At 43.0% G+C, this 16,047-nt stretch carries 16 protein-coding genes and 1 tRNA gene; 13 read left to right on the top strand and 4 right to left on the bottom strand.

All coding sequences use genetic code 11. From position 1 onward, the window contains the following. The first annotated feature begins 41 nt into the window (after nucleotides 1–41). The 3 genes from LQ226_RS16300 to LQ226_RS16290 all read left to right on the top strand — a co-directional run bounded on the left by LQ226_RS16300 (nucleotide 42) and on the right by LQ226_RS16290 (nucleotide 2,648). Nucleotides 42–995: an ABC transporter ATP-binding protein gene (locus LQ226_RS16300; protein WP_231419017.1), complete on the top strand. Its 954-nt coding sequence runs from the start codon at nucleotides 42–44 to the stop codon at nucleotides 993–995. Next, nucleotides 992–1,768 carry an ABC transporter permease gene (locus LQ226_RS16295; protein WP_231419016.1) on the top strand — a complete coding sequence of 259 codons (777 nt, stop codon included), beginning with the start codon at nucleotides 992–994 and terminating at the stop codon, nucleotides 1,766–1,768. The genes LQ226_RS16300 and LQ226_RS16295 overlap by 4 nt, the downstream gene beginning before the upstream one ends. A 493-nt stretch (nucleotides 1,769–2,261) precedes the next feature. Next, nucleotides 2,262–2,648, top strand: coding sequence for a UPF0715 family protein (locus tag LQ226_RS16290; RefSeq protein WP_231419015.1), 387 nt, complete (start codon nucleotides 2,262–2,264; stop codon nucleotides 2,646–2,648). A 49-nt stretch (nucleotides 2,649–2,697) separates the two neighbouring features. Here the strand turns inward: LQ226_RS16290 and clpP are convergent, their stop codons facing one another. After that, nucleotides 2,698–3,285: an ATP-dependent Clp endopeptidase proteolytic subunit ClpP gene (gene clpP / locus LQ226_RS16285; protein ID WP_231419014.1), complete on the bottom strand. Its 588-nt coding sequence runs from the start codon at nucleotides 3,283–3,285 to the stop codon at nucleotides 2,698–2,700. Between the two features lie 214 nt (nucleotides 3,286–3,499). Then, entirely contained in the window at nucleotides 3,500–3,910 is a 411-nt protein-coding gene (locus tag LQ226_RS16280) for a hypothetical protein (protein WP_231419013.1), read from the bottom strand. A gap of 120 nt (nucleotides 3,911–4,030) precedes the next feature. Between LQ226_RS16280 and LQ226_RS16275 the strand changes: the two genes are divergently transcribed. The 10 genes from LQ226_RS16275 to eno all read left to right on the top strand — a co-directional run bounded on the left by LQ226_RS16275 (nucleotide 4,031) and on the right by eno (nucleotide 13,502). After that, nucleotides 4,031–4,106, top strand: a tRNA-Arg gene (locus LQ226_RS16275). Between the two features lie 127 nt (nucleotides 4,107–4,233). After that, a complete protein-coding gene (locus tag LQ226_RS16270) occupies nucleotides 4,234–4,380 on the top strand; it encodes a hypothetical protein (protein ID WP_231419012.1) in 147 nt (48 codons plus the stop codon). Nucleotides 4,381–4,660: 280 nt separating this feature from the next. Next, entirely contained in the window at nucleotides 4,661–5,935 is a 1,275-nt protein-coding gene (gene rpoN, locus LQ226_RS16265; protein WP_231419011.1) for an RNA polymerase factor sigma-54, read from the top strand. A gap of 4 nt (nucleotides 5,936–5,939) precedes the next feature. Beyond that, nucleotides 5,940–6,188, top strand: coding sequence for a glutaredoxin family protein (locus LQ226_RS16260; RefSeq protein ID WP_231419010.1), 249 nt, complete (start codon nucleotides 5,940–5,942; stop codon nucleotides 6,186–6,188). 149 nt (nucleotides 6,189–6,337) lie between these two features. After that, nucleotides 6,338–7,366 carry a sugar-binding transcriptional regulator gene (locus tag LQ226_RS16255; RefSeq protein ID WP_231419009.1) on the top strand — a complete coding sequence of 343 codons (1,029 nt, stop codon included), beginning with the start codon at nucleotides 6,338–6,340 and terminating at the stop codon, nucleotides 7,364–7,366. 42 nt (nucleotides 7,367–7,408) lie between these two features. Continuing rightward, complete coding sequence (gap, locus tag LQ226_RS16250; RefSeq protein WP_231419008.1) at nucleotides 7,409–8,416, top strand: type I glyceraldehyde-3-phosphate dehydrogenase; 1,008 nt, start codon at nucleotides 7,409–7,411, stop codon at nucleotides 8,414–8,416. Between the two features lie 279 nt (nucleotides 8,417–8,695). Continuing rightward, complete coding sequence (locus tag LQ226_RS16245) at nucleotides 8,696–9,880, top strand: phosphoglycerate kinase (RefSeq protein WP_231419007.1); 1,185 nt, start codon at nucleotides 8,696–8,698, stop codon at nucleotides 9,878–9,880. Between the two features lie 16 nt (nucleotides 9,881–9,896). Further along, a complete protein-coding gene (gene tpiA / locus LQ226_RS16240) occupies nucleotides 9,897–10,658 on the top strand; it encodes a triose-phosphate isomerase (RefSeq protein WP_231419006.1) in 762 nt (253 codons plus the stop codon). Beyond that, entirely contained in the window at nucleotides 10,651–12,198 is a 1,548-nt protein-coding gene (gene gpmI, locus LQ226_RS16235; protein ID WP_231419005.1) for a 2,3-bisphosphoglycerate-independent phosphoglycerate mutase, read from the top strand. The genes tpiA and gpmI overlap by 8 nt, the downstream gene beginning before the upstream one ends. Nucleotides 12,199–12,215: 17 nt before the next feature. Next, nucleotides 12,216–13,502 (top strand): phosphopyruvate hydratase, encoded by a 1,287-nt coding sequence (eno, locus tag LQ226_RS16230; protein WP_231419004.1) that lies wholly within the window; start codon nucleotides 12,216–12,218, stop codon nucleotides 13,500–13,502. Between the two features lie 224 nt (nucleotides 13,503–13,726). Here eno and LQ226_RS16225 read toward each other — a convergent pair whose 3' ends face one another. Next, nucleotides 13,727–14,848 carry an NADH-dependent flavin oxidoreductase gene (locus LQ226_RS16225; RefSeq protein WP_231419003.1) on the bottom strand — a complete coding sequence of 374 codons (1,122 nt, stop codon included), beginning with the start codon at nucleotides 14,846–14,848 and terminating at the stop codon, nucleotides 13,727–13,729. 126 nt (nucleotides 14,849–14,974) lie between these two features. After that, nucleotides 14,975–15,991: an oxidoreductase gene (locus LQ226_RS16220; RefSeq protein ID WP_231419056.1), complete on the bottom strand. Its 1,017-nt coding sequence runs from the start codon at nucleotides 15,989–15,991 to the stop codon at nucleotides 14,975–14,977. Between the last annotated feature and the right edge of the window lie 56 nt (nucleotides 15,992–16,047).

The raw sequence follows: 16,047 nt of genomic DNA, 5'->3' as shown, positions 1-16,047 counted from the left end.
AAACTATAATAGGGGTATAGAAACGGTAAAGGGAGGATTATATGGAAACCATTATTGAAGTAAACGGTATTCGGAAAGGGTATAAGAAGCGGAAAACCAAAGAAGAATTTATAGCTGTAGATGGTGTGTCTTTCTCTGTGGGGAGAGGAGAAATCGTAGGTCTTTTAGGACCAAACGGTGCAGGGAAAACGACCACGATTAAAAGCATTTGTGGACTTCTTGTGCCTGATCAAGGTTCTATTCACATTAACGGGTATGATAGCGTGAAAGAGCGAAATAAGGCCTTACGCCATATAAGTGCGGTACTAGAAGGAAATCGAAATGTATATTGGCGGCTAACTGTAGAAGAGAATCTCGAGTACTTTTCAGGAAATCGTGGGATGAGGAAGAAAGAGGCCAAAACGCGAATCGATCACCTTCTCCACCTTTTTCGATTAGAAGAAAAACGACATGAAATTGTGAATAACCTTTCTCGAGGTATGCAGCAGAAGCTTGCCATTGCTGTAGCTTTAATGGCTGATACAGATGTGATTTTACTAGATGAACCAACCCTAGGGTTAGATGTGGAAACGAGTTATGAGGTCCGTTCTTTGCTAAAGCACATTGCAGAAGAAGAGGGAAAGACAATTATTATTAGTACACATGACATGGCTGTCGTTCAAGAGCTATGTAAGCGTACGGTTATTATAAATAGTGGAAAAGTAATTGCGGATGAATACGTGCAGCACCTTTTGCAGCTTTTCGAAACGAGCGCTTACGATATTCTATTAAAAGAACCCCTCACCGAAGAACAACTCACCAAGCTAGAGCAGCAATTCCCAATCTATAACCTCCAAGACCTAACCTTAGAAGTGAACCTAGAACACGAAGAAGCTATTTATGAGCTAATGAACATCCTGAGTATCAATCGAACAGGGATTGAGACGATTAATCGAACCCAAGTGAATTTTGAGCAAGTGTTTAGAAGGTTAGTGAAAGAGGAGGCGGTCTCATGAGTAGTTTCCTCCAGGTATTGCGTGTGAATACAAAGAAAGAATTTATAGAAATGAAGCGTTATTTACCGAATACATTAAGTTTATTGGCTACGTTTTATATTATATTCCTTGCTCTATTCTTTGGCATACAAGTAGTAGGAGACCCGGCTGAAGCTTCTGCAAATACGCAATATATCATTGTTAACTATGTCTTTTGGTATTTCGCGATGATGACACTCCAATCCACTGGCGGAGCTATCACAATGGAAGCTATGCGCGGAACCCTAGAGCAGTTGTACATGTCACCAATCGCTGCATGGCGAATTCTGTTAGCTCGTGTATTCGGAATGGTAGCAATCCACCTGGCCATAATGATTGTACTCATCTTCGCTTCTATGATGACGACAGGAGAATGGTTACATCTAAATATAGGAGCGATCATTCCAATTCTCCTTCTTACAATCATCAGTATGATCGGTGTGAGCTTTATTATAGCGGGGATCTCTGTCATCTTTAAGCAAGTAGACGCGTTCCTACAAATCTTGCAATTTATCTTAATGGCATTCGCTTTTGTGCCTCTTTCCGTCGCCCCTTACCTTGTTTTTGCTCCTTTTGTAAAAGGAGTCGATATGATGCGCCACATTATGATTCATGGGTATACTCTTGGTGACTTTTCATGGGTAGACTATTCGTGGTTAATCGGGAATGGGATCTTTTATGCCATTTTAGGAATCGTCCTCTACCGATTCTGCGAACGCCTAGCTATGAATAAAGGCTTGCTAGGTCATTATTGACCTGGCATAGTTTGGGCGCTGTTTCCGTTAACTTTAGATGAGTGGAAGGTGGGCCTGGAAACTACTCGCTTTCCTGTGGGGAGCTGGTGAGCCTCCTCAGCCGGCAAAGCCGGCTTCCGGGGTCTCACCTAGGCTCTTCTGCCCACGGGAGTCTCGCAGTTTCCAGGCCCACCTTTTCTGTAATGGGAATAACGGAAACATAGGAAATGCCTTCTTTTTTGCCGGCCTTAAGCTGAAGGCCGTTCGTAAAATTCTAGCCAGGGGTGTCTGGGGAACGGGGAGACTCCTACGGGAGAAAGAGGTCGACGAGACCCCGCAACGAAGTGAGGAGGCTCGACAGCTCGCCCGTGGAAAGCGAGTCGTTCCCCAGACACCCCAAACGCTCATTAAACATAACGGCCCTAACTACACTGTTGAACGGAGGCAAAAAAAGGAGCGTTTTTGATGGGGAGATAGAGGGAAAGTTCATGAGTGAAGTCGAAGAGGTGATCTCATGAATAAACGAAATCTAGTCATTATATTACTAGCAGCTGTGTCTATGACGTTCTTTTATTTAATTGTAGAATTAAGCTTCATGGCAGATGTTTCAAAAGGAATGATCTTTGCGATCTTCTTAGTCTTTGCCGTTTTCTTTCTACTCTATTTATTATTTGCTCTTCCTATTCTTATCTATTTACAACGTAAGATCGGCGATCGAAATTATAGCCTGAAGTATTTCCTTTCCTTTTTGGTGGGGTCTTTTCTTGTGCATTTGTTAATAAACCCATTATTAAATGAGTATCAATCGCCATTTGTTACTCCGGAGTGGTATGTTTACGTTGTAAGTACAGCGCTATTTATTTGGCTTTGGGATTCTGCGAAGGTGAAAGTTTACGCATAAGAAAGACCGCACTGATTATAATCAGTGCGGTCTTTTTCTAATGCATGAATTAGCCTTGGCTACGTTCGAATACGTTGTCAATTAGGCCGTAATCTTTTGCTTCTTGAGCGGTCATGAAGTTGTCACGGTCTGTGTCGCGTTCGATGACGGATAGGTCTTGACCTGTGCGCTCAGAAAGGATTTGGTTCAGTTTCTCACGCATTTTGATGATGCGTTTTGCGTGGATTTCAATGTCAGATGCCTGACCTTGAGTTCCGCCAAGTGGTTGGTGAATCATGACTTCACTGTTAGGAAGCGCAGAGCGTTTTCCTGGTTCACCAGCTGCTAGAAGGAAAGCACCCATAGAAGCTGCCATACCTGTGCAGATTGTTGCTACATTTGGCTTGATGAACTGCATTGTGTCATAAATCGCCATACCAGCCGTGATGGAGCCGCCTGGAGAGTTAATGTATAGAGAAATATCCTTCTCTGGATCTTCTGCTTGTAGGAAAAGCATTTGTGCTACAATTGAGTTAGCTACGTTGTCGTCAATCGCGCTACCAAGCATAATGATACGGTCTTTCAGTAGACGTGAATAAATATCGTATGCACGTTCACCGCGGTTTGTTTGTTCAATAACTGTAGGGATTAAATTCATGAAATTCTCCTCCTTTAAATCGTGTTCTAACACTAAGTAAGTACCGAATTAATTTTATCATACATGCAAGGTCAAAAAAGGTCAAACAAAAGGATTGATGTTTTGTTGCTTACTATGTAGATGACCTTTTGATCCCTTATATTAGTGTATGTAGCTCCGGCTACACATACAATCATTTTTTCCCCATTTCTATAAAGCTAAACGTTCATAAGCGTTATTTTCTAAGGGCTCGTATTTGCCAGATCGCCTGATGAATATTCTTCGACAAATCCTTCTCTCTTACCTCCCATACATTCCACCCATTTCGAATTAAGAATTTAGTCCTCTTCTTCAAACGGCGTTTCCTCACAGGATGCAATAGATCTTCAGGTTTATAAAATAAAATGGCAACTTTCACATCTAGCAAAGCAAGATCTACTTGAACTCTTCCTACTTTAACATGGGTATAAGGAAGAAATCCGTAACATCTAAGAGAATAGTAAGTTTTACGAAGACCTGGGGAATGATGAGGAGGCTCGTACGAATCATCTTGTAAACTAGGAATGGGATAACGAAATATACCAAGCCCTCCGATTATTATTAATGAAAAGATTAAGCATACCCATATACCAACCGCCAATGACATAGAACATCACCTCGAAGATAGCATCTCCAAAAGCGGTAGAGGTCATACAGGGTGAAATGGGTCTTGAATTTTCAAAATGGGAACCGTATAATGAAATATGTCCTGAAAAATTAATGACATGCGCTCGTAGCTCAGCAGGATAGAGCGGTAGGTTCCGGTCCTACGTCTGTCGGGGGTTCGAATCCTCTCGAGCGCGCTTATAAAAACGCCTTCTCTCACATTGAGAGAAGGCGTTTTGCGTATCGCGAGGTTTATCTAATGCCGTTTAAAGGAAATGGATAAATGTAAAATTAATCTAGTTATCATGAAAGGTGGAAAAGAATATGTTCAATCGCTTTGATCGAGGACGTCACTTAACACCTGAACAGAAAGAAGAAATGCTAGACCGCAGAAGAGAGAAGATTATGGCCGAAAACGAGGCTAAACATAACTTGGAAGAAGATTCGGATGAAAAAGAAGGTAAAGAGTAAAGAAATATAGCTCTATGGAAGAGATGAAGCCTGAAGTGGAATTTCCGCTTCGGGCTTTTTCGTTTAATAATCTTTGGATAAGCCTAGGATTGATTGCTTAAAAAGCCGGGCCGTTCAATTACATATCGCCAGCCGCCCCAAGCACTCTTTTCGCAACGGACCTTTTAATATAAAGCGGGGATTAGTAGTCCGATTATGGGAGGGAAGCGGCTTTCTTCTATATAAATAGATTTGCTATAATAGTAAATGAAATCGTTTTCTAGGAAGGGCGGAGGTCTGTGTGAAGCATCAATTGAATCAAGAGCAGCGGTTAACATGGAAGATGACGCAAAGGTTGAGTCAAGCTATTGAAATGCTAGCTTATAACGGACAAGACCTTGTACGCTTTCTTCAAGACCAAGCCGAAGTAAATCCTCTCATTGAAGTGTCTGTTACTTCTCCGATTCCAAAAGGGGGACAGAGTGGTTCCTTGGAGTTCGTTCAATCTGTGCAAGAAAAGTCCTTTCATGATCATTTGCAAGATCAGCTGGTAGAAAGTGCGATCCCTTCTACTCTTCTTCCTTTGGTCCAATACGGTATCGATTCTCTTAATGATCATGGCTATTTGGATATCACTGTGGAAGAGTGGAGCAAGGTATGTGGGGCTTCTTTAGCAGAAACGGAAGAGGCTTTGTCATTTATCCAATCTTTGCACCCTGCTGGAGTTGGAGCAAGGTCGCTTCAAGAGTGTATTGCGATTCAATTAAAACGGGACCAACATCCTATGTATATGATTCAGCTCGTCTATGACCATATTCAATGGGTGGCGGACCAGGACATGGAGTCTATCCAAGATGAGTACGGAATTTCGATGGAAGAGGCAAAGCGTGCAATAGAAGTCATTCAGACTTGCCACCCTAGGCCAGGGATTCAGTATTCCTCCGTGAAAGAGGATTATATTGTCCCGGATGGAGAAGTGTTGAAAGTAAAAGGCGAATGGGTAGTCAGACTATCTCCTTGGAATACACCTAAAGTGGTCGTCGATGAAGAAATGTACGCCTTATCAAACGAACATCAAGAAGCATCTGCTTATTTAGAAGAAAAGTATCAACATGCTAAGTGGCTGCAGATGGCTATTGAGCAGAGGAAACAGAATATGAAAGCTATTATGGAAGAGATCGTAAAGAGACAGGTCCCTTTCTTTGAATATGGGGCTAAAGAGATGCAATCCCTACGAATGAGAGAAGTGGCTGAGGTATCGGGGGTTCATGTATCTACTATAAGCAGGGCTGTTCGTCATAAATATGTTCAATCTCCACAAGGAATTGTGCCTTTAAGGGATTTCTTTCAACAAGGTTTGAGGATGAGGAATGGACAAGAAACGTCAACGGAAGCCATTAAACATTTATTAAAAGAAACGATTCGAACGGAGAATAAACAAAAGCCATATTCTGATCAAACGTTAAGCCAAATGCTTTATGATCAATTTGGTATTTACATTTCAAGAAGAACTGTGGCAAAATATCGGGAATCCCTATACATACCATCGTCTACTAAAAGAAAGAAGAGGGGGTGACGTCTTGACGACGACTATTGTTTTATATACGAAGAAAGATTGTCCGTTGTGTGATGAAGCTAAAGAATCAATTGAAACGCTATCCTATGATTATGATTTTGTGATCCGGGAAAGGGATATTTATGAAGAGGATGAGTTAATTGAACGATACGGTCTCATGATCCCTGTAGTAGAAATAGACGGGAAAGAAGTCGATTATGGGAAAATCGATCTTTTTTCTTTAAGTAACCGTTTACAAAGAAAAAAGGGCTAGCAAGTCTGTTGCAAGGGGGTATGGGGACTGATACAATAAATATGTAAGCTTGTCGTTGAGGTATTTTTTTGGCCCGAGCGGGACAGAATACGTCAAGGCGGGACGAAAAAGCTCCCGCTGCAGCTTACATACAGCAAAGGAGCTTTTCCATGAGGGCATTAATTGACTTACAGAGTAAACTATTCCCCGATTTACTATCAATTATGCAACGAAGATATGAAACCCTAACATTAATTCAGCTTATGGAACCAATTGGACGAAGAAGTCTTGCTGATCATTTAAACATTGCAGAACGAACCGTCAGAACGGAAATTGACCTTTTACATGAACAAGGTTTAATTGAAGTGACGACGAAAGGAATGCATGTGACGAATACTGGCAAGAATGTAATCGTTCAGCTGGAAACGTTCATGAACGAATTAAGAGGTTTCAAAGATTTGGAGCAAAAAGTCAAACAACGTTTACAACTCGATCACGTAGTCATCGTACCTGGGGATAGCGATGAACTCTCATGGGTGAAACAAGAAATGGGTAAGGCGTGTGTTCGGTATATGAAGGAAATTCTTCGTAGAGACGACACAGTAGCTGTAACCGGTGGGGGAACTATTGCAGCTGTGGCTGAAATGATGACTCCGCTTGAACAAGCAGGAAACTGTTTATTTGTCCCGGCCCGAGGTGGACTTGGGGAACACATGGAGAATCAAGCGAATACCATTTGCGCTGAAATGGCAAAGAAAGCGAATGGAACGTACCGTCTTCTTTATGTGCCTGATCCACTCAGTGAAGAATCCTATCAGACCATTATCGAAGAACCTTCTATTAAGGACGTGTTAGAACTGATTCGTGGTGCAGGTGTTGTTGTTCATGGTATTGGTGATGCCATTACGATGGCGGAACGACGAAAAACGCCACAAGAAGTTATAGACACGATCCAAGAGGGAAAGGCTGTAGGGGAGGCTTTCGGGTATTATTTTAATGAAGAAGGCCATATTGTGCACAAAGTGCGAACAGTAGGAATTCAATTAGAAGATTTACAACATACTAATTGTGTTATTGCTGTCGCAGGTGGTAAATCAAAAGCAAAGGCGATTTCTTCTTATTTTAACCTGGGGCAATCCAATGTACTCATTACCGATGAGAGTGCAGCAAAAGAGCTAATAAAGGGATCTTCCCTTTAGATAGAAATAGAAACACCTATATACCTTAAGGAGGAATTTTTCATGGCAATCAGAATTGGTATTAACGGTTTTGGACGTATCGGACGTAACGTATTCCGCGCGTCTCTTAAAAACGACGAGGTAGAAGTAGTAGCGATCAACGACTTAACAGACGCTAACATGCTTGCTCACCTTCTTCAGTATGACTCTGTACACGGTCAACTGGATGAGAAAGTAACAGTTAACGGATCTAACCTTGTAATCGGTGGCAAAGAGATCACAGTTCTTTCTGAACGTGACCCTGCTAACCTTGGATGGGGAGATCTTGGTGTAGATATCGTAATCGAATCTACTGGTCGCTTCACTCAGCGTGACGATGCTAAAAAACACATCGATGCTGGCGCGAAAAAAGTTATCATCTCTGCACCTGCTAAAGGCGAAGACCTTACAGTAGTTATGGGTGTTAACGAAGATTCTTACGACCCAGCTAGCCACCACGTAATCTCTAACGCTTCTTGTACGACAAACTGCTTAGCACCATATGCTAAAGTTCTTAATGACAAATTCGGTCTTAAGCGCGGTATGATGACAACAATCCACTCTTACACGAACGACCAACAAATCCTTGACCTTCCACATAAGGACTACCGTCGTGCTCGTGCTGCTGGACAAAACATCATCCCAACAACTACAGGTGCTGCTCAAGCCGTAGCGAAAGTAATGCCTGAAATGGAAGGTAAACTAACTGGTATGGCTATGCGTGTTCCAACGCCAAACGTATCTCTAGTTGACCTTGTAGCTGAATTAGATACTGATGCTACAGCTGAAGAAGTTAACCAAGCTCTTAAAGAAGCAGCAGAAGGCGACCTTAAAGGAATCCTTGGCTACAGCGAAGAAGAGCTAGTTTCTAGCGACTACAATGGTAACCCAGCTTCTTCTACAATTGATGCAGCTTCAACTCTAAGCATCGAGAAGAACATGGTTAAAGTTGTTTCTTGGTACGATAACGAGAGCGGCTACTCTAACCGTTGTGTAGACTTAGCTGTATACCTTGCGAAAAAAGGTCTTTAAGTTTTCGTAAATAAGCAGGAAAACAACTCCTGTTAACCGTATAAATTATGTGTGTCCATCGCAAAGTGCAGGAGGAGAGCAACCTCCTCCTTTGCGATGTTTGTTTGATAGAAGCATGAAAAGAATGGAAGCCCACCACATTTTTACCATTTGACTCTTTTTATGAATTCAAATCAAACCCTTGTTACACGTTTGTCTTCTTCAATAAAAGGAAACGTACATACAGGGGTGTTAGACACATTCCAAGGAAAATATTAAAGGAGGTCCTCATCCGTGAACGTGAATGAGAAAAAAACCATCCAGGATGTAGATGTAAAAGGCCAGAAAGTTTTCTGCCGCGTTGATTTCAACGTACCTATGCAAGATGGTGAAGTAACTGACGACACGCGCATCCGTGCAGCGTTACCAACAATCCAGCATTTAACTGAACAAGGTGCAAAAGTAATCTTAGCTAGTCACCTTGGTCGTCCGAAAGGTGAAGCCGTTGATGAACTTCGCCTTGATCCAGTAGCGAAACGCCTAAGTGACCTACTTGGCCAAACCGTTACAAAGACGGATGAAGCTTACGGAAGTGAAGTGGACAAAGCTATTTCTGAAATGGAAAATAGCGATGTACTTCTTCTTGAGAATGTTCGTTTCTATCCGGGTGAGGAAAAGAACGACGCAGAACTTGCGAAACAATTCGCTAATTTAGCAGACCTTTATGTAAATGATGCATTCGGTGCAGCTCACCGTGCGCACGCTTCTACAGAAGGGATTGCTCATCACCTTCCAGCAGTAGCTGGCTTCTTAATGGAAAAAGAATTACGCGTCCTTGGAAATGCGTTAAAAGACCCTGAGCGTCCTTTCACTGCCATCATCGGTGGTGCGAAAGTTAAGGACAAAATCGGCGTAATCGATCACCTAATTGAGAAAGTTGATAACTTGATTATCGGCGGCGGCCTTGCTTACACATTCGTGAAAGCTCAAGGCTACGAAATTGGTAAATCTCTTCTTGAAGAAGATAAGATCGATCTTGCGAAGCAATATATGGAAAAAGCCAAAGAAAAAGGGGTTAATTTCTACATGCCACAAGATGTAATCGTTGGCGATGATTTCTCTAACGATGCAAACACACAAGTGGTAAACATCGATAGTATCCCAGCTGATTGGGAAGCAATGGACATTGGTCCAAAAACAATCGAACTATACTCTGATATCGTGAAGAACTCTAAGCTAGTGATCTGGAACGGTCCAATGGGTGTCTTCGAGCTTGAAACATTCGCTAACGGAACAAAAGGCGTTGCAGAAGCTCTAGGTCAAACAGAAGGCTATTCTGTAATCGGTGGCGGTGACTCTGCAGCAGCTGTTGAGAAGTTTGGTTATGCTGATCAGATGGACCACATCTCTACAGGTGGCGGAGCATCTCTAGAGTTCATGGAAGGTAAAGATCTTCCAGGCGTAGTAGCATTAAACGATAAATAATAGGTGAGGTGACAGTATGCGTAAACAAGTCATTGCAGGTAACTGGAAAATGAACAAGCTAATGGGCGAAGCTACACAGTTCGTTGACGAAGTAAAAGGTCAAGTTCCTTCATTCGATCAAGTAGAATCTGTTGTTGTAGCACCTTTCCCATACCTTCCTAAACTTGTTCAACAAGCAGAAGGTACAGATCTTAAAATTGGTGCGCAGAACATGCACTTTGAAGAGAGTGGAGCATTCACAGGTGAAGTAAGTCCTGAAATGCTTAAAGATCTTGGAGTAACATACGTTGTTCTAGGTCACTCTGAGCGTCGTGAACTGTTTGCTGAAACAGACGAAACTGTTAACAAAAAGACACACGCTGCATTCAAACACAATCTTGTACCAATCGTTTGTGTAGGCGAAACAGATGAACAACGTGAAAACGGTGAAGCTGAATCTGTTGTAGAAACACAAGTGAAAGCTGCTCTTAAAGACCTAACAAATGAACAAGTTAAAGATGTCATCATTGCTTATGAGCCTATCTGGGCAATCGGTACTGGTAAGACAGCTACAGCTGAAGATGCGAACGCAATGTGTGCTTCTATCCGTAAAGTAGTAAGCGAGTTTGCAGGCAGCGAACCAGCAGAAGCGATCCGTATTCAGTACGGCGGTAGCGTAAAACCAGCTAATGTTGACGAACTTATGTCTCAATCTGATATTGATGGTGCCCTAGTAGGTGGCGCAAGCTTACAACCTGATTCTTTCTTATCTCTAGTGGAGGCAGGTAAACATGAGTAATCAAAACCTAGCAGCGCTAATCATCTTAGATGGTTACGGCATGCGTGAAGAGGAATACGGTAACGCTGTAAAGCAAGCGAACACACCAAACTTTGATCGTCTTTGGGAGCAATACCCACACACAACGCTTACGGCTAAAGGTGAAGCGGTTGGCCTTCCAGAAGGTCAAATGGGTAACTCTGAAGTGGGTCACTTAAATATTGGTGCTGGACGTGTTGTGTACCAAAGCTTAACACGTGTGAACATGTCCATTCGTGAAGGTGATTTCTTCGACAACGATCGTTTTATCGAAGCGATGGAACATGCGAAAGAAAACGACAAAGCTTTACACCTATTCGGTCTTCTATCTGATGGTGGTATTCACAGCCATATTGAGCATTTATATGCCCTTCTTGAAATGGCGAAGAACCGCGGTGTAGAGAAAGTCTATGTGCACGGATTCTTAGATGGCCGTGACGTAGGTCAGAAATCTGCTAAGAAATATATCGAAGCTCTTCAGGATAAAATGGACGAATTAGGCGTCGGTGAGATCGCGACTCTATCCGGCCGCTATTATTCCATGGACCGTGACAAACGCTGGGACCGCGTGGAGAAGGCCTACCGCGCTATGGTATACGGCGAAGGTCCAACGTACCAGGACCCAATCGAGCTTGTAGATGATTCTTATGCAAACGACATTTATGATGAATTCGTTCTTCCATCTGTTATGACAGACGAAGAGGGCAACCCTCGTGCAACTGTTCAAGATGAAGACGCAATTATCTTCTATAATTTCCGTCCAGACCGCGCTATCCAAATTTCACGTACCTTCGCAAATGAAGACTTCCGTGAATTTGACCGTGGTGACAAAGCACCGCAAAATACTCATTTTGTCATGTTAACGAAATTCAGCGAATCCGTTGATGGTTTCGTTGCATACAAACCCGTTAACCTGGATAACACAGTAGGGGAAGTATTAGCGCAGAACAATATGAAGCAGCTTCGTATTGCTGAGACGGAGAAATACCCACACGTTACGTTCTTCATGAGCGGAGGACGTGAGGAAGAATTCGACGGGGAAGAACGCATCCTAATCGATTCTCCTAAAGTGTCAACGTATGATGAACAACCTGAAATGAGTGCTTACGAAGTAACCGATGCTCTTCTAAAAGAGCTAGATGCAGACAAGCACAATGCGATTATCTTAAACTTCGCAAACCCTGACATGGTTGGTCACAGTGGTATGCTAGAGCCTACCATTAAAGCGATCGAAACAGTGGATGAATGTTTAGGTAAAATCATTGATAAGATCACTGACAAAGGTGGACATGCCATTATTACGGCTGACCACGGTAACGCTGACGAAGTAACGAATTCTGAAGGCAAAGCGATGACAGCTCACACAACAAATGATGTGCCTGTAATCGTAACGAAAGATGGTCTTGAGCTTCGTGAAGGCGGAATCTTAGGTGACTTATCCCCAACATTATTAGACTTACTACAAGTCGATCAGCCTAAAGAAATGACAGGCGAATCTTTAATTAAAAAATCTGATCAATAAAAAGGAGAGAAATAACTATGCCATATATTACGGACGTATACGCACGCGAAGTCTTAGACTCCCGTGGTAACCCAACAGTTGAAGTAGAAGTATATACGGAATCTGGTGCTTTCGGTTCTGCACTTGTTCCAAGTGGTGCTTCTACTGGTGAATACGAAGCAGTAGAACTACGTGACGGTGACAAAGATCGCTACCTTGGTAAAGGTGTATCTCAAGCTGTTCAAAACGTTAACGAAAAAATCGCTCCAGAAATCCTTGGTTTCGACGCAACTCGCCAAGTAATCATTGATGAACTAATGATCGAACTTGACGGTACTGATAACAAAGGTAACCTAGGTGCGAACGCAATCCTTGGTGTTTCTATGGCAGTAGCTCGCGCAGCAGCTGACTACCTTGGAATTCCTTTATACCAATACCTTGGTGGATTCAACGCGAAGAAACTTCCAACACCAATGATGAACATCCTTAACGGTGGTGAGCACGCTGATAACAACGTGGACATTCAAGAGTTCATGGTTATGCCAGTTGGCGCTCCAACATTCAAAGAAGCTCTTCGTATGGGCGCTGAAATCTTCCACTCTCTTAAGAAAGTTCTTAAGAACAAAGGCTACAACACTGGTGTAGGTGATGAAGGTGGATTTGCTCCTGACTTAGGTTCTAACGAAGAAGCACTTTCTACAATCATCGAAGCGATCGAAGCGGCTGGTTACAAGCCAGGCGAAGAAGTTCAACTTGCAATGGACGTTGCATCTTCTGAAATCTTCGAAGATGGTAAATACAACCTTAAAGGTGAAGGCGTTACACGTACTTCTGAAGAAATGGTTGACTGGTACGAAGAGCTTGTTAACAAGTACCCAATCATCTCAATTGAAGACGGCTTAGACGAGAACGACTGGGAAGGTACGAAACTTCTTACAGAGCGTATCGGCGACCGTGTTCAACTTGTTGGTGACGACCTATTCGTTACCAACACAAACAAATTAAGCCGCGGAATCTCTGAAGGCATTGCAAACTCAATCCTAATCAAAGTAAACCAAATCGGTACACTTACAGAGACATTCCAAGCTATCGAAATGGCGAAAGAAGCTGGTTACACTGCAGTCATCTCTCACCGTTCTGGTGAAACAGAAGACTCTACAATCGCTGATATCGCTGTTGCGACAAATGCTGGTCAAATCAAAACAGGTGCTCCATCTCGTACAGACCGCGTAGCGAAGTACAACCAACTTCTACGCATCGAAGACGTACTAGCTGGTACAGCAGTTTACGCTGGTAAAAACGCATTCTACAACCTAAACAAATAATAGGTTATAACCAAAAGCCCCTTCATTCGGCCGGATGAAGGGGCTTTTTTATGCAGTAAAGTACTGAAGCGTGTCAGACACGCGGTAGTGCTGTGAAGAGATAAAGCGTGTCTGACACGTGGTAGTGCTGTGAAGGGGTAAAGGGTGTCTGGCACCCTGTCATAAAGTGAAAAGAGCTGCCTCCTAGATGGAGGCAGCTCTTGGTTTATAGATAAGATATAAATTTATTCTTCTTCTTTAGGGAACCAGTTTGGAACGCTTAGGATGTTGGTCCACATTGGTTCTGGAATGGCTAGTTCTTCTTGTTGATTTAGCTTCATTGCTGTACGGATTTGGTCTTCTTCGCCTTTGGCTACTTTTTCGACCCAGTCTGGCTCCATTAGCATCTCACGGCCAAGGGAAACCATTGGCACTTTTTCAAGAGCACCTTCTACGTCGTCTGGTGTATGGAGACTACCAACGCCCATCACAGGGATGATGTTACCTACACGTTCTTGAATCAGATCAATACGTGGGCGTGTATCATTCTCATCTCTCATAGATCCTTGATTAAAGCTAGACAGTGAAATGTGAAGGTAATCCAGGTCTTGTTTAGCTAGGACATCTACAAGCTGTAGCGTATCGTCCATTGTAATTCCTGGTTCTTCACGTTCTTCAGGAGATAAACGGTAACCTACTACAAACTCATTCTTCGCATGCTGTGATACAGCAGCTTTTACCGATTCTACTACAGCTAGAGGGAAGTTCATACGGTCTTCTACAGAACCGCCCCACTGGTCTTCCCGGCGGTTAGAGTGTGGAGAGAAGAACTGTTGTAACAGATACGTATTCGCTCCGTGAATTTCAACACCGTCAAAGCCGGCTTCAATTGCGCGGCGTGTAGCCTCGCCGAAGTCAGCGATGGTTTGCTGAATTTCTTCTTCCGTCATTTCCCTTGGAGTAGGGGAATTAGGACGAAGGGCAGCCACGGCACTTGCGCTTACTACATCTTCATTTGGGATAAGATGTGGAGGGCACATGCGACCGCCATGGAAAATTTGAAGAATGGCTTTTGAACCTTTCTCATGAATCGCATCAGCTAATTTGCTTAGGCTTGGAATCAGGTCGTCACGGTGAACGCCGATCTCACCGTCAAAGCCTTTCCCGTACTCATTTACGTTTGCACAAGCCGTAATAACGGCGCCTACGCCACCGGAACGGCGTTTATAATATTCTAGTTCTTTATCTGATACACTTCCATCATCATTAGACAAGAAGTTTGTCATAGGTGCAAGTAGCACACGGTTTTTTAACGTTACGCCAGACGGTAACGAGTAGGAATCAAACATATATTTACGATCACTCATCTGTATGGCCTCCTTCATTGGTTCCTATTTATCTTGAGAATCTCAATTTAAGAACAAGTTTAGTTTATCACGAGGCCAAAAGCATTGTCTTTCAAAGTGCATTTTACTAGCGGTTACTTCAGCACATTAGGGCCGGGATGCTTGTAGAATAGACTCTATGATTTCAATAACCTCAAGTCCTTCCTGACCTGTAACAGGCAGGGACTCACCCTTGCGAATCCCTTCCGCTAATTGTTCGTAATACGATTCATAACGGCCGGTCTCTGTCGGAATCCGTATCCCTTCTGGATGCTTGTCATTTGTGAGTACACCATCATTTTCTTCATGGCTTACTCCCCATCCGTCATCTCCTGGTACCTTTCCTTCTTTTAACTGATTCTCCTGAGGATCTGTTCCGTATTTAATGAAGCTTCCTTCTGTTCCATGGACCTCGAATTTAGGGCCCGCTGCGCGTACAAATGAACTCGAGTGAAGGATGACTTGTAAAGGACTGTACTCAAGCATAATGTGAAAGTAATCATCCACTTCAGCCCCAGCACGCTGAGCTTTCGTTATTCCATGAACTTGATCCGGTTTGCCGAACAGATGAAGAGCTTGATCAATAAGATGTGCCCCCAGGTCATATAATATCCCAGCTCCAGGAACATCTTTCTCTCTCCAGCGATCCCGTACTTGTGGGCGGTATCGGTCATAGTGGGCTTCGTAACTTGTGATCTGCCCGAGTGCACCGCTTGAGATTAACTTTTTGACGGTTAAGAAGTCATCATCCCAACGTCTGTTATGGAAAGGGCTAATGATTCGCTCTTGATCTTTAGCGATTTCTACTAATTCTTTTCCTTCTTGGCTATGGACGACAAAGGGCTTTTCCATGACAACATGTTTCCCGGCTTTTAGGGCAGCCTTTGCCAACGGATAGTGATATTCATTTGGGGCTGTAATGATAACAAGCTCAATCTCTTTGTCTTGTACAATATCTTCAGGCGTGGCTACAACCGTCACATCCCCTAACTCTTGCTTGGCTTTTTCTGCTTTAGATGTAGATACGGCTACGAGTTCATATTGAGGCATCGTCTTTAAGAAGGGAGCATGAAAGACTTGGCCAGATAATCCGTATCCAATCAGTGCAGTTTGTATGGGTTTCATCATAATCGACTCCTAGTATGTAGATTCTTTTTTACTTTAGCATATAAAAATTCTAA

Origin of the sequence: Pontibacillus sp. HN14 (genome assembly GCF_021129245.1) — a bacterium.
GTDB lineage: Bacteria > Bacillota > Bacilli > Bacillales > BH030062 > Pontibacillus.
The sequence above is the reverse complement of the archived record's forward strand: the minus strand, read 5'-3'. Positions and strand labels throughout refer to the sequence as shown.